This window comes from Rhodococcus sp. IEGM 1406, from assembly GCF_030056745.1.
GTDB lineage: Bacteria > Actinomycetota > Actinomycetes > Mycobacteriales > Mycobacteriaceae > Rhodococcus_F > Rhodococcus_F erythropolis.
Genome location: NZ_JASHKO010000002.1, coordinates 18,354 through 38,294, shown reverse-complemented (window position 1 = coordinate 38,294; position 19,941 = coordinate 18,354). Strand labels below are relative to the sequence as shown.

Here is a 19,941-nt window from a genome sequence, read left to right as displayed (position 1 = left end):
TCGCAGCCCTGTTTAGACAATATCCAAGAACAGGACATTTCGGAGCTGATGGCGTCAGATCACCGCGTTCGACGCCTGGGCACGTAGGTCTCGGGCCAGGTGATCCCGACGCTCGAGAACAAGCCTCCGCAGCGACGCGGGCGCCTCAGCATTGGCCTGGATCCAGGAATCGACAGCAGAGGTGTCTTCAGCTGCCGGGAAGAGTCCGTTCACCAACCGTCGGGCGATCTCGATGCTGCGTTCGGACCACCACTTCCCCAGGGACGAGAAGTACTCTGCCGCATATCCCTCGATCAACGACGGGTCCGTGCCCGAACGGAATCCGGCGATCGTCGCATCCAGGCGGTCGTTCGATAGTGAGCCGTCAGTGGTCGCCGACGCCCAGGCAGCCGCCTTGGTCTCGGCATCGGGAATCGACGCCACAGCGCGGACGTACGCCGTTCGACCCGCTGACGTGCTGTCCTTGCTCAGCTCACCGTCGAAGTCGCTCACACTCGCATGCCCGGTCGCGGACAGGGCGATCCACAATGCCCACCGCAGATCAGGATCGAGAGCCAGTCCGACCGGCCCCGGGCAGGTGCCGTCGAGTATCGACCGCACCTCGTCGGCGCGAGCATCGTTGACCGCTGCAGCGGCCGACAGAGCCCGTGCCCATGCCAGCTGTCTTCCGGACTCCGGTTCGGCTTCGAACACCGCCTTCCAGGTCGTTTCCAACCAGCCTGCACTTACATTGGGCCGCAAACTTTTCGGAACGTAGTGAAGAACCGCGTATTGGGCATCGGTCAGGATCGAGCTGAGAATCGCAAGATCTGTCTCCGCGGGAGCGAATCGTTCCACCATGTCGAGGTACCGGAACACCGAGAGCTGCGCATCACGCACCGAGTTCCACAGCGACGACCAGATCACCCCGCGCGCAAGCGGATCGCTCACGCGGTCCAGGGATGCCTCGACAGTGGACAGAGATTCCGCGTCCAATCGCACCTTGGCGTAGGTGAGGTCTTCGTCGTTGAGCAGTGTGAGTGCTCCGGGCGGAAGGTCGACCGACGTGCGTGATTCGGTGATGTCGAGTTCGACGCGTTCGGTGCGAACAAGATCTCCGGACTCGTTGTAGTCGTAGATTCCGACTGCGAGCCGATGCGGCCTCGGGTCCGTCTGGACCAGGTCTGTTCCGTCGAGCGACAGCGTGGACACTCCGGTGGTCTGCAACCAGATTCGGGCCCATTCGCGCACATCACGTCCGGAAGTCTCCGCGAGCACGTCGAGCAGATCAACAAGCGTGGTGTTTCCGTACGCGTGAGCCTTGAAGTACCGGCGTGCCGCTTCGAAGAACGCGTCACGCCCGACGAACGCCACAAGTTGTTTGAGGACACTGGCGCCCTTGGCATAGGTGATTCCGTCGAAGTTCAGCTTCGCAGCTTCGAGATCGACGATGTCGGCGACGATAGGATGCGTGGTCGGCAGCTGATCTTGGAGGTACGCCCACGCCTTCCGCTTGATGGCAAATGCCACCCAGGCATCGGTGAAGCGAGTAGCTTCGGCGCTGACCAGCGATCCCATGAAGTCGGCGAAGGATTCCTTGAGCCACAAGTCATCCCACCAGACCATGGTCACGAGATCGCCGAACCACATGTGCGCCATTTCGTGCAGGATCGTGTTGGCGCGGCGCTGATGCTGCTCGTCGGTTGCGGTGCCGCGGAACACGTATGCCTCGGTGAAGGTCACCAGTCCCGGGTTCTCCATGGCGCCGAGGTTGTACTCGGGGACAAAGATCTGGTCGTACTTGCCGAACGGATACGGATAGTCGAAGTACTCGGCGTAGAAGTCCAGCCCCTGACGGGTGATGTCGAAAACGTTGTCTGCATCAAGGTGTGGAGCCAACGACGCCCGGCACAGCGCACCCAACTCGACAGTGAGTTCGCCGCGACTCCACGACGACGCCACGCGGTGATACGGCCCGGCCGCGATCGCGGTGATGTAGGTCGAGATCGGCAGCGTCGGGGCGAAAGTGACGCGTTGTGCACCGTCCACGGAGAGAGTCTGGGTCGCGGGCTGATTCGACAGGACTTCCCAGCCGTCAGGTGCTGTCACCTCGAATGTGAAGGGCGCCTTGAGGTCCGGCTGCTCGAAGCAGGCGAAAACACGCCTGGCATCGGCAGGCTCGTATTGCGTGTACAGATACGTCTGATCGTCAGCGTCGTCGACAAATCGGTGCAGCCCTTCGCCGGAACGGCTGTAGTGGCCGTGAGCTGCCACTCGCACGACGTTCGATCCGCCGAGTCCGCGCAGCACGATCCGGGACCCGTCGTACTTCACCGGAATCGACGCACCGTCGACGTCCACGGAATCGACTGCAGCACCGATGAAATCGAGCCACGTGGACTCCACCGAGGACGTCAGATCAATTGTCGTGACCGTCGAAAAGGTCTTCACGGCGGAGTCGACCGCCGATCGCAGATCCAACTCCACCCGGTAACCGGCGACGGAGATGGCTCGAGATCGTTCGGCGACTTCGCTTCGATTCAGGTTCGCAGTACTCACGCACTCGATCCTGCCAGGCCGCGCGCGGCGATGTGAGCCGCCGTGCGCCTATCCCTTGAACGCGCCCTGCCAGACGGTGTCGAACGGCGTGTGTGCCGAGACGCGGCCTTCGATGCCCGCCGTGACGAACTTCTTGGCCAGAGCGACGGCTTCTCCCACGTCGGCGCCCTTTGCCAGTTCGGCGGTCACTGCGGCGGCCAGCGTGCAACCGGCACCCGAGACGCGCTCTTCGCCGACCTTGGGGGCGGAGAGAACCGTCACGTCGGTCCCGTCGAACAACACGTCGACGGCGTCGCCACCGGCGAGTTCGACACCGCCCTTTGCGAGCACGTACTTGGGTCCGAGGTCATGGATACGACGTGCGGCCTCGATGAGGTCGTCGACGCTTTCGATGCTGTCCATTCCGGCAAGGGTGCGTGCCTCGAACAGGTTGGGTGTGATGACTGTGGCGAGCGGAAGAATCGAATCACGAAGTGCTGTATCGGTATCGAGAGCCGCGCCGGGCTCCTGGCCCTTGCAGATCAGGACCGGGTCGAGGACGACGTGGCGCCAGGACTGCCGACGCAGACCCTCTGCCACAACCTCGATCGTGGCAGGAGTTCCCAACATTCCGATCTTGACGACGTCCAGATCGTGAGCTGCCGTGGCAGCCTCGATCTGATCAGCGATCACGTCAGGAGCGATCGGCACGAAGCGATGACCCCAGTTGTTCTTGGGATCGAACGAGACGATGCACGTGGTGGTCGCTACGCCGTAGACGTCCAATGCCTGGAACGTCTTCAGGTCGACCTGCAGGCCGGCACCGCCAGTCGCTTCGGACCCAGCGATGACATAGGCGAGGTCAACCACAGCACAATCTCCTTCTTCGGACTTTCGAAACGTGCGTGGATGGCCACGAACGCGGGACCCAGTTTATCAACCGTTCCGACGTATGGTTTTCGGCTATGCGGGCACCGGAGTTCCCCACGCGACGTCGTTGTCCTCGTATCCGAACGGCGGACCGACGAACTCGCCGCCGCAGGTGATCAGCGCGAGGGTTTCGGGTCCGTCGAGGCTGTTCAATCGCTCGACCGGCAGCTCGCCGTCCTTGCTGTAGTGATCGACTGCATCAATGCGGTAGTTCCAGACCTGTCCCCCGCCGCCCGTAACGGTCACGATCGAGCCGATGTCCAAGGTGGAGAACTTCTTTCCGAAACCGTCGCCTTGATAGATGTCGTTGATGTGGCCGGTGATCACCACGGTGCCCGCGCCGGAGCCGGGAAAGGCCGAGTCCGCCCACCACCCGATCTCGCTGACGTCCTCTGGCGGAACGAGCGAGCCGCCCGTCGTCGTTTTGATCGGCAGGATGTCAGCAGTGCTGTCGCCTGTGCGCAGCGTGCTCGGGACATCCGGACTGTCGACTGCGGCGCGAGCTGCCGGCGGCAAATCTTCCTGGCCGGTCGCGAGGACTCGAGTTGGCGAGTTCCCGTCGTCGGAGCATCCGCCGATCAAGAGCATTGTCGCCACTACTGCAGCGGCCCACGTTCGGCTGGCCGTGGATCCAGGTGCCGCTGTCACGGACGAGAAGTCGGGCCGGAAGGGACATGGGAAATCGGAACGCGGTTTCCGACGTCGCGACCGGGAAGCGCGCCGCCGTTGTCCCCGACGCCACCACCGGCACCGTTGTCGCCGTCACTACCGCCGTTCCCGCCACCGCCATTCCCGCCACCGCCTGGGCCTGGGCCGGGACCAGGGCATTCACCTTCCGAATCGGTAGTGTCGCCGCTCAAAACGATCTTGACCGCAGAAAGGTTGACTGTCCGATTCTGGGCTACCTGGCCCGGAGTGGCGACATCGAAGGCGAGCTTGGCACGTACGGGGATGACCGAACCGTCGTCAGCGTCGGTGACCGTTGACCCTGACCGGCCGAGATCTTGGGTCAACGTCATTCTGGAGATCAAATCCTGATCTCCGGTCAAGCCGGCGCCGTCGATCCGAAGGGTCCCTCGGACGGGACTTCCGTGGGCTCTGATCGTCACCGATGCGCGAAACTCGAGGATGTCTCCCGGCACTGTCCGCCACGCCTCGATCGAGTTGATTTTCGTTCCAGGCGATCCAGTCGAGATGTCGTACCAACCGTCGATCACGGCCGGATCGAGTGACATCGAATTTTCGTTGATTTCGGGAGTGCACGCGTGGGTGAGTGCGACTGGTGCTGCCGATCCCACCGCGGGAAGTGCCGTCGATACAACAGCTGCCAAGACGAAGGCCGTCGCGGAGATGCCCGCGGAACGCCTGCCGAAGATCGTCATTCTCTCGCTACTCTTTTCCGCGGACCGTAGCTTCCGGTCAATTCAGTCAAAATACCAGTACAGCTGGACAAATAGGTCGAAATCCGTGCCGAATTCTTCTTGTTCTCTGTGAACTTCGGTTACGAGCAATTCCTCCGCACACGCATTCCGGCAAGGGGTACATCGCATCAACAGGGGCCAGAAGTTACATTTCGTCCGCACATCGGAGCAGAACGCACTGATTTCTCACCGAACCGGACCGGCATTTCCGTTTCACGGCAGTCGGCCGGTGGAACAACGATCGGTACAACGTGCCGGGCACGTGTCCGGTCACCCCACCGAATCAAGGGAAACCGCCATGTCGGATACAACGTCAGTCAAGCAGGGTTTCGCGGTAGGAACATCAATCGGGGCAGCAGTCATCCTGGTGACGGTCGGCATCGTGCAGTTCTTTCAAGGACTCGCTGCCGTCGCCGAAAACGAAGTGTTCGTAGTCGGGATCGACTACGTCTATCAGTTCGACCTGACGACGTGGGGTTGGATCCATCTCGTGCTGGGCGCGCTCGTCGCTCTCGTCGGGCTTGCACTGTTCACCGGAGCGGCCTGGGCGCGGGTGTCGGCAGTGGTGATCTGCGCGATCTCGATCATCGCGAACTTCTTGTGGCTGCCGTACTACCCCTGGTGGTCGACTCTCATCATCGCGCTGAACATCGTCGTGATCTGGGCTGTGTCGACATGGAAGCCCACCCAGACGACGCACGCCGCTGCGCATGCACCGTCAACGCCGACTCGATCTGCTTGAGTTGAAAGCATGTGTAGGTGGATGGCGTATTCGGGAGAACCGATACTCGCCCATGACCTGCTGTTCCGACCACAGCACTCGCTGATCGACCAGAGCCTGCATTCTCAACTCGGGGCCACGACGACAAATGGTGACGGCTTCGGAATCGGCTGGTACGGGGAAGGCCCACAACCGGCAGTGTTCAAGAGCATCGAACCCGCGTGGAACGACTCGAACCTGCGCGAGGTCACCTCCCAATTGCGTACCCCTCTGCTGTTCGCCCACATCCGCGCCTCGACGGGAACTGCAGTGCAGCGCAGCAACTGCCACCCGTTCCGGCACCGGCGGTGGTTGTGGATGCACAACGGTTCACTACACGGATTCCACGACATGAAACGGGAATTGGTGACTGCCATTGATCCGTCGCTCTTTCCGGATCTCGAAGGATCGACGGACTCGGAAACCTTGTTCTTCCTCGCGCTGACGTTCGGCCTGACCGACGATCCGTTCGAAGGTGTCGCGAGGGCCGTCGGATTCGTCGAGCACACGGCCCGCTCGCAGGGAATCGACAATCCGGTTCAGATGACCGTCGCCACGTCGGATGGCGTCTCCACCTGGATCTTTCGCTATTCCAGCGAGCACCAGTCGAGGTCACTGTTCTTCTCCACCGAGATCTCCACGTTGCGCAAGCTCCATCCTGAGGTGGATGCCCTGCACCATCTGAGTGAGGAGACCCGAATCGTCGTATCCGAGCCTCTGCGCGACCTTCCTGGCGCCTGGAACGAGGTTCCCGAATCCGCCGCAGGCGTCGTCCGGCCCGGACGGGACGAGATGCGGAACTTTGAGCCGATCCCACCAGCCTGATTGGGTCATACATCCAGGCATATCTATGAAATAGCTTGCATTCGAAGCGCTTTCACGAAAACTGAGAAAACGGAAACTCGGCACACTAGTCACGCGAGAGGATGAGCCGGAACGCCAAGCGAGCCTTCTCCGTATCCGGAGTGCCACCGGTGAGCAAATCGTTGGTCTGCGGGCAAGATCAAGCTAAATGGGATCCTCTTCGGGTCCGGCGCAGGGCTTGCGGGGCCCGGATTCTTCGATAGCACGTACCTCGGACCTCTCTTGGCAAGTCGAGCACCAGATGTCTGGGCAATCCACTGCCAGCGTTCAATGGGCACGATCGTCTTCACTCTGGGAAGCACGATACGTGGCGTGGATCCAGTTCCAGCCGAACCGCTTCAGTTGTGGCCGAGGCAGACCCGGACAGCGTGGCCGGAATCAATTATTCCAAAGTCAGAGAGAGCATGGGGTGAGACCGTTGAGTGGTGGGCGATGAAACTAAACCAAATGTTCGCCTACCTCACAGATCCCACCTTGTATCGAGATGCGCACGGCCAGTACCTACCGTCTCACCACCTGAACTGGATGATGAACGGCGAAGAACTCTTCAAACGCGTGACGTCAGTGCTTTCTTCCTGGCGTGATCAGTACGCCGCGAGGGTCCTGTCTTACAGTGCATTGGATTTAGTTGGCGAAGCATTCCTCGGACCAAAGATGCATGAGTTGTGCGGTCCGGGATTCGCCGAAAAGACATTAGTCGAAATTCGAAAGCGAATGCCCATCCCGGTACAAGAAGTGCTTCTTCCCCACGCAGAAGCCGCAGTCGATGCCCTACCCAAAGTTGCCGACGGATTCTTCATCCGGACCGCACACGGCACGGCCACACTAGATGTGATCGCTGCCGACGGCACTGTCGACCACATGACTTTGAACTCGGCAATCAAAGAAGTAATGCGTGGCTATCGCAACGCGACACATGGCTTCGGAGGAAGGTCCAATGAAACCAAGATGACACGTCTCCTGGCGCAGCATAACGGCTCCCTGCCGCCTGAACTGGTCAATCTTCCGTACATGTACCTTCTGGCCGTCCTGTCCGATCCCGAAAGGATCAGGAGACGAATCGTGGGTCAGTGCAGTGCGGTCAATCGCACGTAACTGCCTGGATTTGCGCACTAGTCGGACCCGAGAACCGTTCCTCTAAAATAGAATTGACGAAACTGCAATACTGGAAAATCTCGCCAGCCATATGGTTGAAGCAACCTAAGAAAAGACCATCGGATGAGCATGACTAACCCGGCACTTCACTCCTCACGTCACCCGAGGATGTAGTCGACGCCCCGCAATGCGGGCAAGCGAAGCGTCGAATACCGAGTCACCGACATCGTCACGTCCCACGTACGCTTTACTAACCCTGATGACTGACACCGACTTGCTACGGACCTCGCGTGATGGCGACCAATTCCATTACTACTGGGCTGCACGCCAATGCCTGGAAATGCTCCGTCCTGGAACCGATCTCGTAGCTGTATCCATCGAAGGCGTGTCCAAATTCGAGGTCGCCGATAGCGCCCCCCTCGATGAAGGGCTGGAGGTCATCGACATCGCAGAATATCGAGGCTCTGAAGAGTTGTCGGATGCCACCTCTATCGTCTATCGACAGCTCAAACACTCCACCGTGCGCGGCGACCAAGAGATCACGATGTCCGAACTCAAGAAGACCCTTGCCGGCTTCGCAAAGCGGTTTCACCAAATCAGAGCTAGCCACCCGGGCGACATAGCGAAAATTCGATTCGAACTTGTCACTAACCGGGTGCCGACCTCGAAAGTCCTTGAGGCGATTGACGATGTGGCTCAGTCGAGTGAGGTACCACGTAATCCCGCACAAGTATCACGGCTGAAGAGGTACCTCGACCTCGATGACGAAGAGTGCACACTTTTCTGCAGAGTGTTCCAGTTCGACGACCGTGCTCCGAGTCTCCTGCCACTAATTGAGAGCTTTCACTCCGATATCGCGAGCGTACTTCCTGGGTCCCCGGTCGATGGACCGTTGCGCCTGAAAGAAATCGTGTCGATGCGAGCTACTTCGAGACTCGAGTCAATGCCGGAAATACGCCTTGCCGACGTTCTCATCGCACTCGGAACAGACACGCACTCGTTGTTTCCCGCACCCTCACGGTTCGAGGCGCCACCGACCCGGATTGACCGAGCCGAATTCGCTGCGATCACCGAGCGAATCGTCGCTAACGGTGAGAACGTCATTGTGCACGCCTCCGGTGGAGTCGGGAAGACAGTCTTCGCCACCTCGATCGCAACTTACCTTCCACCCGGTTCACAGTGCATCACGTATGACTGCTTCGGTGCCGGCGGCTACCGCAGATCAAGTGAGCCTCGGCATGAGTTTCGGCAGGGTCTGATTCAGATCTGCAATGAGTTGGCCAGTCGTGGACTGTGCAACATCGTGCTACCCAGTCACAGTGCTTCTGCCGCCGACTACTCCCGCTTATTTCTGACTCGGATTCGTGAGGCCGCGCGCGCGTTGGAGGCCGCGGCACCGGGCGGTCTTCTCGTGATCGCCGTTGACGCCGCGGACAATGCGGTGATGGCGGCGCAAGAATTCGGTGGCGCCGAATCGTTTGTTGTAGGCATACTTCGTGAAACTGTTCCTGAGAATGTGCGACTGGTACTGCTGTGCCGAACGGAACGCATCGACTACCTCAAGCCGCCTCCGGATGTTCTACGTCTCGAATTACACGGATTCACTGTTGCCGAATCCGAAGCCCACCTCGCGAGCAAATACGTCGGAGTCAGTGCCTCCCACGCCAGCGAATTTCACGACCGCACGGCGGCGAATCCACGAGTGCAAGCACTAGTCATGAGCGAGTCAGACACGCTCGAGGAGAGCTTGCTCCTACTCGGGGAGAGACCACTGGCTGCTGCCGAAGCGTTGGACAAACTGATCGGACTATCGATCGAAAGGATCCGGGACAAGCATCCCACCACATCGGTTCACGAGATCGATGCCATCTGTGAGGCCCTCGCATCACTTCGACCTCGGCTCCCGGTGCGTGTGATCTCCCACTTGTACGACATCGAACCAGCCACGATCCGTAGTTTCGTGGCCGACCTGGGTCGACCGCTATTGCTCCATTCCGACGTCCTGCAGTTTCGCGATGAACCGACGGAAACGTGGTTCAGGAATCAATACAAACCAGCCGACTCGGCACTTGACTCCTTCGTCGATCGACTCCGCCCGTTGGCGGATACTGATCCCTACGTTGCGGCATCGCTTCCTCAAATTCTCTGGGATGCCGGACAATTCGATGAACTAGTTGCCCTTGCCCTCTCCAGCGACGCCCTTCCTGACTCCAATGCGATCGAGCGCTCGGAGATCGAGTTTCAGCGACTTCGTTTCGCCCTAAATTCGGCATTGAGGACAAACAGTAAATTCGATGCCACACGTCTGGCGCTGAAGGCCGGGACATTGTCGGCCGGACAATCACGTCGCCTGAAACTGATCACTGCCAACACCGACTTGGCGGGCGCGTATCTCGACGGTCAGTCGATCGAGGACATCGTTGCGAACCGCTCGCTGCGACCCGAGTGGCCAGGAGCGAACCTCGCCTACGAAGGCGCCCTGTTGTCTGCGCAACCCGCCACCCAGACTGCCTCCCGCAACCGACTTCGCAGCGCACTCAGTTGGATGCAAGGCTGGACACGGCTCCCTGTGGAACTACGGGGCAACCATCACATCGAGCCCGATGACATCGCGGAAAGCGCCCTCGGCGTGCTCAACACCGAGGGCTCTCAACAATGTGTTGACTATTTCGCCCGCTGGCGACCTGCAGACGGCGTATTCCACCCCGGTCGCATCGTCGCCCAACGTTTGATCGACAGCGGTCGAAACGATGAGCTGAACTGTCTGCTCGAAGCATCCGGAGACCTCGAGTATCTCCAACTAGCCATCACCGCCGAAGCCGCTCACGCCGATGTTCTCCTCAACAGTTCGGGAACATCAGTGGCCATCACAACGCTACGACACCAGATCGAACCGCTGGAATTTCCTTCGCGCGGCTACGGGGAACCGAACCAGGGAATTGCTGCGATCGTAGGTGCTCTAGTCTCAGCGAAACGGCACCAGTTGATTGACGATGCGAGTGCTCTCAAGATTCTCAACCTCTACTTGCCCATCGACGCTCCGCGTGGAATCGAATCGCGGACCGGCAATTCCCGCCTGATAACCCTGAAGGGCTGGGCGTTGCGAGCACTGCTGCAAGGTACCGAACTCGACGCGTCCGAACTAGCTCACGAGGATCTCGCCAAGGTGCTCCGCGGAGAGAAGCCCAGCCGAACAGGCGAGCACTCAGAATTCCGGGACAACATTGTCCCACTGGTGCCGTGGCTTCAGGCGTGGGCAGCTTCCTCATGCGGCCACAGCACCGACCTGGGACCGCTGTTCAAGCACCTTGCCGCTCCGCAGCATTGGTCGCGGGACCGCACACCATACGTTTACCTCCGCGAAGTAAGCCGGTTAGGCGCGCAACTTCTCAGCGAGCACCCCCACCAAGCGGCCCTCGCTTTATACAAAAGATGGCTGAACGAGGCCCGCAGCTTCCTGCCGATCGACACGCTCGTGGACGTGGTGCGCTTCTGTGGGCGAGCCGAACATATGGAATCGCTGTTCTACGCTACGGCGAGCCTGGCCGCCGAGAAGATCGGCACATCGCAACTGAGCGCCGACGAAAGCACCGAGCACTTCGTCAGGCTTGCCCGTGCACTTCGTGCAGCAGACGAAGCGGAGGCTGAACAGTACTGGGCGAAGGCACTCGATACCGCCGACCTGATCGGCGACGACGCATACAGCAGATGGCACACGATCTCGACTCTCAGCGCATCCGCATCACACGCGGCACAGTCAGGCGACTCCGACGAACGCGCCTACAGAATGACCCAGTTGATCGAGGCACTCTATCCGTACACCGGTGACGCGCTTGACTTCAGTGACGCCATTCGCGTCATTTCTCGTCTCAGTAAGCAGTCCGCAATCGCGACCGCGGCGAGATGGCGGGACCGCCATGTTGGACACGAATCAAGAATCATGGACGGCCTCCTCAACCACCCCGACAGTCCCCTGCACAAGGCCCCTGTCGCAGCACTGGCCCTGATACCGCTCGCTCCGAGCACACCACTGATACCCGTACTCAGCCGCGCCCTGCGATCATCAGCATTTCCCCAGCAAATAGTCGATGCGATCAGCGACCACGACCGCCCGTCGCAGCATCCGCCGGCCTTCTTCAACGAGCTGGACGCACTAGCGAAAGAACTTCGACTAGACCTGCGGCACACCGCGTATGCCGCAGAGATACGCAACCCCTACACACCCCCACCCAGCGCTGCTCCGACTGGTTCGACCCTGTTCAGTGCCGGCAATCAGGACGTCGACCGACGACACGACACCGCCCTCGCCGAAATCCGCACTCTCGACCTAGCGGATCCAGCAGGGATGGAACGTGCTCGCACGCTGTGCGAGCAATCGCGGCGCGCTTGCACCACCGGCCACCTCGCCACGGAAATACTGTCTCGGCCACAACGCACCTGGGCAGCAGCGATTGCCACCTTCGCCGCGAACACCCATTTCAACTGGTACGCCCACCGGCAATTCGTCGACGAACTGCTGAAGGTCACCGATCTGACTGCCGCAGCCCTCGCCGCGAGCGAAAAACTCGTGGACACCGCCGTTCGTCGATTCTCTGCAGAGATCGCCACTCAGTCTTGGGGGCCGTCCGCACTACAACCACTGTCCGCGCTCTCCGGTCACACGGAGGAAGAACTCCTCGACCTGGCCTTCCACGACCTCGGGACCCGCGATGGTCATCTATCCAGCGAAGAATGTTTCGCGTTAGCCGGCAACCTCGCCGAACAACTGACGCCCGAACAAGCACTACAGGCCTTCGACTTAGCCGTTGAAGACCTCGCCTACCTCATCGGCGACAACACCGCCGACGGAAGCTGGACCGAAACGCTCCGACCACCCCCAGATCTCGGAACATGCGTTGCCGGATATCTCTGGGCGGCGCTCAGTAGTCCGGACGACAAGATCGGCTGGCTCGCAGCACATTCAGTGAAACTGATGGGAACGCTCGGACTCGACGACGAACTCACTGCACTACGTGATTTCACGTCATCATCGACGGTAGGTGCGTTCGTCGATCAACGGTTCACCTTCTACGCCATGCACGCCCGGCATCGCCTTCTTCTGGCGATCGAGCGTGTCGCGAACACGCACCCCACTCATGCCTATCCCTTCGAGCAGCTACTGCGTACCACCGCTCTCGGCGGTGAACGCCACGTCCTGTTCCGCGAGTCCGCACGCCGCGCTTTGCTGAGCATGAACGACCAGGGCGTCATCGAATTGCTCGAATCGGAGCGGACAGACCTCGAACGTCTCAACAAGCCGTCCAGAGAGCCGATCCTCCTACCAAGGTACGAACGGCCGAACGCCAATCTCGACGACACGGACGCACCGGATGTCGAATTCCACTTCAGGATGGATTTCAGCGAGTATTGGATCGCGCCATTAGCGCGGTGTTTCGGTGCCAACCCGCACGAGATCGAGCGACGGTGCAACGATTTCATCACCAATCACTGGACCGAGCATCAGAGTGGTCGGGCCAGTGAGGATCTGCGGCACACCCTCGGTGTCTTCGCCGAGGACAAGACGTCCTTTTACAAGTACGAGCGTCCCGAGGTGCAGGATCTCAACTTCTATCTCTCCGTGCACGCCTTGATGACCATCGCAGGCGAACTCATCGATACCTCAGACGTGTACCAAGATTCCTACCAAGAGGTGGACGACTTCACCGACTGGTTGAGCGGCCATCTGCCCACCCGAACCGATGGCCGGTGGCTGGCCGATCGCCGCGATGCCACCCCGCCCGATCAGCACTCCGTTACTGAACTCGCCGCAGCCGAGATCAACTGGGAATGGCAAGTACACGCGGGAACCTTCGTCGAACTGCTCACGCCCTGCGGATCCGATCTGATCACGGTATGGCAGTACGCGGCCCAAACTGTAGAGGGCGCTGGCGAGACGACCACCATCCACAGCGCGCTCGTCAACCGGGATCGGTGCAGGTCACTTCTCGTAGCCATGCAAACTGCTAACTCATCTTTCGACCACGGAATCCCCGCGCATGGTGATGTCTACAGGGACGAGTTGGGCGCCGAGGAGTATCAACTAAAAGGATGGATCGACGACAATTCACACGACACGAAAGCTGACCGGTCCGATCCGCTCCACGGCAAGATTACGTTCCCGACCCCCAAGCCAGCTGACTATATCCGTGACCTGCTCGACCTGACCAGCGATGCCGACGCCCGAATCTGGGCGACCACCGCGACAACCCAGGCGTTCGTGAGCACGGTGTGGAACGACCAGATCGACCAAGGACGCGGCCGGGAAACCGGCACGGTCGGGAACCGGCTGGCCGCTGACCCGAAGGTGCTGTCGACGATCCTGGATGAGACGGCGATGAATCTCGTCGTCAAGGTGACTATCGACCGATACCGCTACGACTCCTCCGGAAAGAGGCTTCACACCGATGACGAAGACGAACACGACATCCAATTCGATCGTTACTTCAAAGTATTCATCCTCGACAACCACGGAAGCTGGTTCGAGCTTTGAACGCACAGCCGCACTAGGCCAAGAGTTGGCAACGGAACTGGAAACGCACGATCTCCTCGGAAGGTGGATGGCGCACTACATTGCCGAACTCATCGCCGAGATCGAAACTGTTGAACCTGCCGATCGTCCTCACCTACAACAAAGATGCGCCCACGAGATCGAACGACTGTGGGCACATCACACCCGCTACCCGTCACGACGGCCCCCGATGGCTTCGTTCGAGCCGCTGTATCGAACCCTCGACAGACTTTCCCCAGACAAACCGGCGTGGGACTTCTACAACCATTTCGACGACGCCGATCGACCCGATCGAGAAGAAACAATGTCCAACAACCTTCTTCGAGCTGCGTCCGAACTCGAATCGACAGCTCGCAACGTCGTCCGAACCGTCATCGTCGAAGCGGCATCCATCGCCGAGCAGCAAGAGAGCAAATGGATCGAGGCCGCCTCACACCTGAAAGACGAAGAACACGACTTTCTTTCGGTCATACGAAGGATGCGCCGAAATACACCCGCCGAACCTACCGAAGATACGATCGACGAAGACGACTCACCAACCGACAGCGCCATCCAAGCTCTCGACGAAATGATCAACGTCTGCACAAAGGCAAAAGCGGCTCTCCGAGAACGCAAATAACGCGCGTGTGAGATTTGAGCTACGCAAGAACGGACAAGGTTCGCCACACACGCCGCTCATAGTCGTGTGTGCTTCTGCGCACCACGCATTCGCTTCTTTGTGTCAGCGCGGACTCGCTCGAAGAGTCGATTGAACCAATTCACGCCTTCCCATGCCTCATTACGATGCGACGGTGTTCCAGCTATGAATCGACGCTGCTGGTGAATAAGACCGAACGACTGTGCATTCCCCTTCCTGATCAGCCCTACGAGCTGCGGAGGGCCTCCGCTGTCCGGATCTTCTCCGGCCTCCAATGAGTCACAAAATGCACTGAATACCGCGCGACTCGTTCCCCGAGCCACCGATTCTTCCCAACGAAGGTGCGAATTTTTCATACTCTCTGTGCCGCTTCCCGCATATCGAAGAACCGACGATTCCGTCGGCATGGGCATGCTCGTCGTTACCCACTCGTCCGTCTCTGGCCTATACGTCAACACGGTCAGCAAGAAGCGACACGGCATGAACTCCCCCGCCCTACTGCCGATCAGGATTCCCAGGGTACGCCGCTCGGTCTTTGGATAATCACGCCACATCGTTCGAATAGTGTGCGCAATCGCGTCGTGTGCCCGCTGACCCGGCATGCTCGAAACGAAACCGCGATCAACTTTCTCCTGCACGACCGGCAATGCCAGTGCAGGGAACAAAACATCACCCCAATATCCGAAAATGAAGGGGGCGTTATTCGCGGCAAAGGCTTTTCGTCCTTGGTCCCAGTGCGCACCGCCCGGCCACGTCAACCGGCTGTCCGATGCGATATACAGTGACGCGACCTTCCGGTCATCTACGCCAACCCAGCAGACTAAAGATGTCATAGATGAATCTTGACATTTAGCTGCATGATGACCGAAACTAGCCAGGCAAATCCTGAGGCCGGTGCCCATGCCGGAGCAAGGTGCAGCGAGCGGTCCGCCGCTCGCGCTCAGGTCTTGGAAGGTGCCAGGCACTGCGCCTGGCACCTTTATTTTTATGCCTTGATGCTGCTCGTTCATCGCCTAGCGTGTCGACACCGCATCTGCAGGGACTGTCTCTAAAACCGTGTTTCGGCCCGAGAAGCTGAGTGAATGTTCGGCGAGGAGGTGCCGAGATGACGACACGGGAAGATGTGACGAAGTAGAGGGCCGAGCCCTCCGCGGAAGCTGCGGCGACTGCGGAGTTGGTCAGATTGGCGAGGAGCAGGGCCTGTCGCTGACCGGTCCGGACGGTTTGCTCAAGCAGTTCACCAAGACCTTTCTGGAAACTGCACTAAACGAGGAGATGTTCCCCGGGGACTTCGTCCAGGGAGACCCCCTCGCACCTCGGGCACGACAAGAACCAAGCTCCGCCGGATCGGGAGTCGACGAATATTCGCAACGGGACCCGTCCGAAGACGGTGTTGACCAAGGCCCAGTGGGCATGTCCCGATCGAGGTCCCTCGTGATCGGGAAGGGACGTTCGAGCCGCAGATCGTCAAGAAGCGCAAACGTCGATTGAACGGAGTCGATGAGATCGTGTTGTCGTTGTACGCCAAAGGAACTGCGGTGAAATCGGATGGACACCGCATGGCCGATCAGTTTGTTTGCTGATCATCGGGGCTCAAGGAATCGGCACAAACTGCTTTCCGTGTTATCGGAACAACGCACCGACTTTGCGGCGAAATCCTGCGACGCGGAGTCGTACCTCAGGGGTTCGGAGGAACACCTTCTTCCGCAGTAGGTTGCGGCCGCGAACTCGTCGAACATATCGAACAACTCGGCGAGACCGATCAACGCACGTTCGCACGCTGGTGCGTGCACCGCGCCTTCGAACACGCCGAAATCTCCCACATCGACTGGATCGCCGAGGGATTGGACGCCATGGACAAAGGCCGCAGCCGACCAGATGCCTTCGAAAACGGTGCTGTTTCCCGCGCCCGCCCACCGCCGACCCACGAATCATCCGCACGATCAACACCGGAATCCCCGGCACCGCCGACGTCATCCCGTAGTGCAGCGCGATCTGACCTATGTGCACGGGACCGCAGAAGAACTCCCCTCTCGACGCCGAAACGAAATCACTTCAACATGCCGCTTGGACCTACGGAGTGAATCACCGCGACCTACTTCGAGAGACTGGCACCAACTTCTTCGACAGACCTTGCGGATGAAAAAACTTACGATTGTAGGTGCTGCCTCTCGTCCAACATTCGGGTACGAATCGCCCAGACCTTTGGTTGACTACGATTGAAACGAGTTCAGAAACGACGGGACGAAATGACATCGAGCCGGCGCGAGTGGTCAACAATCTTGGTGTCGCAACTGGCCCAAACACCGTTATCGAGACCCAGATCGTGCTCCGGTCAATCAATTTGAGGCACGAGGAACTTCCTCCACGACCCATTGCGGATCGGATTGGTGGCATCAAGTAGTTCGCCAACTTGTCAGGGTGCTCCGGTAGAAAGAATCCATGGCAAAGAGTGAAGGTAGAAAGGTCACTGCCCGACTGGCTGACACCGGACGTCTAGTCCAGGCCGCCGACGACCGCGACTGGGCACTCGTCCGTGGCCCCGACAAACCCGCTCTCTACTGCCCTGAGCGTCCCGCAGGCTGCACAGGCCAGGTACACCCGGTCCAACGAACGAACAAATCTCACGGGACCATTTCGCGGTTCTTTCGCTTCAACCCAGGCTCCCCTGTCAAATGCGGTCATGCTGAAGCCGACCCCGTAGTTCTTCCCACAGGCGGCGGTGGTCGCGAAACCCGAGAACACAAGTGGCTCAAGGAATATGTCCGTGACCTGGCTATCGAACTGGGGCACCAAGCGCATACCGAGAAAACACTTCCCTCAGGCGTCATCGCGGACGTTTGGGTACCAACCGCAGAACAATGTCCCCGCGTCGAGATCCAACGAGTCAAGACCGACATCCCCACCCGGACCAAACAAGACCCCGACGTGGTCTGGCTACTTCGATCGGTGCACGGCAAATCGATGACTAACTTCTTGTTCCACAAGCCATGTGTTCGGGTGCTTGCAGGGGTTTCCAATTCAATCCCTGACCGCCCCTGGGACGAACCCGACCGGGAGTTCACGCTCCGCGCAGGCGCGACAATCCTGCGGCCTGCGGCAGTACCAGAGTGGCCTCGCGGGTACTTCGAGACTCACCCAATAGAACTGCGCCTTTTCCTGCAACAGGTGTGGGCCGGAAACCGCATCTGGGTCGATAACACGCAAGTGCACAAGTTCGGCGGTTGGATCCTCATCGCGGACCTGGAACGGCACAACCAGTGGCGTGCCGAAGAAAAGTCTCGTCGCAACGCCCCGTGCCTCCCGGAAACGAGGCCACAGCCACTCCAGCCCGAAACAACACACGGCGCCGTCGCAGCCGATGTCAACAATGAAATTCATCAGATCGATGTCAGCCTACCGCCGGACGACCTGACGCAAATACCGTTCATTCACACAACACCAGCGGCCAAACCACCACAGCGCAACATCGAGCCACCAACCATCCGCCCACTGCCCCTCAACGAGGCAGTCACACCGCCGATTCACCAACCGAACTCGCCGAACGACCGACCCAGAAACCGGTGGCAACGATTCACGAAATGGCTCATCCGGAAATAGTGCAGTGTCCTCAAAGCCGAGGCGACGTCGTGGATTGGCGCGTGATGAGAACGGGGCCACGACCTCCAGATATATCGGACCCTAACGCCACTCTGACGCTGCCGGAGTTTGCCGTCCTGTCGATTCGTCTTACTGCCTGCACACCGCCGCATTCCTCGCGCAGATTGCTGGCGCCTTTCTCGTCATCAAGGAAGCGCGCCACACACTGACAAATATCCAGGCGCTCAAATCCGGCCTCGACGTTGCCGAGACCGAGAAGGCTAAACATCGGCGGGCCCTGAGATCACTGCGACCCCAATCAATCGCCGACTTCAGCGGTGGGACCATTCAACTACCGCATCCACCCTGCTGCACACGAAGGCTTCGTGCAGCAGGCCGGCAGACTCGGGTTTCGGGGCGATTCGTAGGTTGAGGATGGTGTTGAGTCGGGTCTGTAAATGATCTCTTCCGAAGCTGCCTACCGCCAGTACGGCAGTTGGTCCTCGCATTTAGACCGCCGCATTGTCACGACCATCGCCGACAACACATTCAACCGCCGCCGCGCTAGAGCAATGGACGGGTTGGGTGTGACGTTTCTATTGGGATCGTTTCCAGGCTTGGTAGGTCTGCGATACGCAGACAACTTGGGGGCGCAACTGGGCGGCGAGGTAGAACGCCCGAAACAGGCGCCGGTCGTATCGCCTCTGCCGCTAAAGGTTTCCGCTCACCCGACCCGAATCAGAAGGTTCTGGCGCCAGACCCGCGATGCGCGCCAACTGATCTGGGTTCCGAACGCAGTGAGATCACCACCAATTACAGCGAGGACTTCCGCTCCGAGCACCGGACTGAAGCCGGCCATTGACTCGACCACCGCCGTACCGCCTCCAGCGTCTGATGACCGGACAGCAAGGTCAATGTCGACTTGACATTGGTAACGTCCAGCGCCCGCTCCATCGCCGGGAAATACGAGCAAAATCGCCAGACGGTGGATAAGCGCCGCAGAAATACTCGGTTTATCGGCCGGTCGACACCACGAACTTTGCAAGCTCTTGTGCTCGTGCTGCTAACCTTCCGCCCATGCCGGTTTCTGCGGATGTTCGCGAGCGCCTTCGGTCTTACTTGGATCCAGATGACGAGATCCGGTACGTATTTCCAGCGGACGTTCTGATGAGCGCGAAACCGAGTGTGATTGTCGTAGTGAGCCGAAAGGCGATCACCGTCTTCTCGACGAGCTTTCGGTCCAGAAAAGTGCCGAGGTCGATCCTCACCCAGTTTCCGAGAATGACCGTTCTCAGCCCGGTCGATACTGCATCCACACCGCACTTCACTGCGGCGGGCATTACGTACGAGATCAACGAAGAATATGTTGCAGTCGTGAATGCTGCCGACGCGGAGCTCACGTCACCGCAGGACTTCCCACGAGATCCGTTGCCGAACCTGTGAGGCACATACAAAAAAGGCAGTTTCTCATTTCTGAGAAACTGCCTTTTTGATCTAACTTCGGTCGGGCTGACAGGATTTGAACCTGCGACCACTTGACCCCCAGTCAAGTGCGCTACCAAGCTGCGCCACAGCCCGTCCCACGCCCTTG

The 19,941-nt window shown here is 59.5% G+C and carries 10 protein-coding genes, 1 tRNA gene and 1 pseudogene; 7 read left to right on the top strand and 5 right to left on the bottom strand.

The genetic code is table 11. The annotated features are described in order from the left end of the window. Positions 1-54: 54 nt before the first annotated feature. From pepN to QM596_RS09625, 4 genes are all read right to left on the bottom strand, one after another. A complete protein-coding gene (pepN, locus tag QM596_RS09640) occupies positions 55-2,538 on the bottom strand; it encodes an aminopeptidase N (RefSeq protein WP_283308820.1) in 2,484 nt (827 codons plus the stop codon). A 48-nt stretch (positions 2,539-2,586) separates the two neighbouring features. Continuing rightward, the gene (gene thiD / locus QM596_RS09635; protein WP_020907843.1) at positions 2,587-3,387 is read right to left on the bottom strand and encodes a bifunctional hydroxymethylpyrimidine kinase/phosphomethylpyrimidine kinase; all 801 of its coding nucleotides are present in this window, start codon (positions 3,385-3,387) and stop codon (positions 2,587-2,589) included. 93 nt (positions 3,388-3,480) lie between these two features. Further along, the gene (locus QM596_RS09630; RefSeq protein ID WP_283308817.1) at positions 3,481-4,095 is read right to left on the bottom strand and encodes a class F sortase; all 615 of its coding nucleotides are present in this window, start codon (positions 4,093-4,095) and stop codon (positions 3,481-3,483) included. Continuing rightward, on the bottom strand, positions 4,092-4,829 hold the full coding sequence (locus tag QM596_RS09625; RefSeq protein WP_283308815.1) for a hypothetical protein: 738 nt from the start codon (positions 4,827-4,829) through the stop codon (positions 4,092-4,094). The genes QM596_RS09630 and QM596_RS09625 overlap by 4 nt, the downstream gene beginning before the upstream one ends. A gap of 337 nt (positions 4,830-5,166) precedes the next feature. Between QM596_RS09625 and QM596_RS09620 the strand changes: the two genes are divergently transcribed. From QM596_RS09620 to QM596_RS09590, 7 genes and pseudogenes are all read left to right on the top strand, one after another. Further along, a complete protein-coding gene (locus tag QM596_RS09620; RefSeq protein WP_030537512.1) occupies positions 5,167-5,610 on the top strand; it encodes a DUF7144 family membrane protein in 444 nt (147 codons plus the stop codon). Between the two features lie 21 nt (positions 5,611-5,631). Next, entirely contained in the window at positions 5,632-6,453 is an 822-nt protein-coding gene (locus QM596_RS09615; RefSeq protein WP_283308814.1) for a class II glutamine amidotransferase, read from the top strand. 486 nt (positions 6,454-6,939) lie between these two features. Then, on the top strand, positions 6,940-7,587 hold the full coding sequence (locus QM596_RS09610; RefSeq protein WP_283308813.1) for a hypothetical protein: 648 nt from the start codon (positions 6,940-6,942) through the stop codon (positions 7,585-7,587). A gap of 943 nt (positions 7,588-8,530) precedes the next feature. Then, entirely contained in the window at positions 8,531-14,116 is a 5,586-nt protein-coding gene (locus QM596_RS09605; RefSeq protein ID WP_283308812.1) for a hypothetical protein, read from the top strand. A gap of 67 nt (positions 14,117-14,183) precedes the next feature. Continuing rightward, positions 14,184-14,753, top strand: a complete 570-nt coding sequence (locus QM596_RS09600; protein WP_283308811.1) for a hypothetical protein — start codon at positions 14,184-14,186, stop codon at positions 14,751-14,753. Between the two features lie 1,123 nt (positions 14,754-15,876). Further along, positions 15,877-16,303: pseudogene (locus QM596_RS09595) on the top strand (transposase); the annotation flags it as partial. A gap of 3,328 nt (positions 16,304-19,631) precedes the next feature. After that, positions 19,632-19,793, top strand: coding sequence for a hypothetical protein (locus QM596_RS09590; protein WP_283308809.1), 162 nt, complete (start codon positions 19,632-19,634; stop codon positions 19,791-19,793). Positions 19,794-19,854: 61 nt separating this feature from the next. Here QM596_RS09590 and QM596_RS09585 read toward each other — a convergent pair. After that, positions 19,855-19,928 (bottom strand) — tRNA-Pro (locus QM596_RS09585). Positions 19,929-19,941 lie beyond the last annotated feature (13 nt).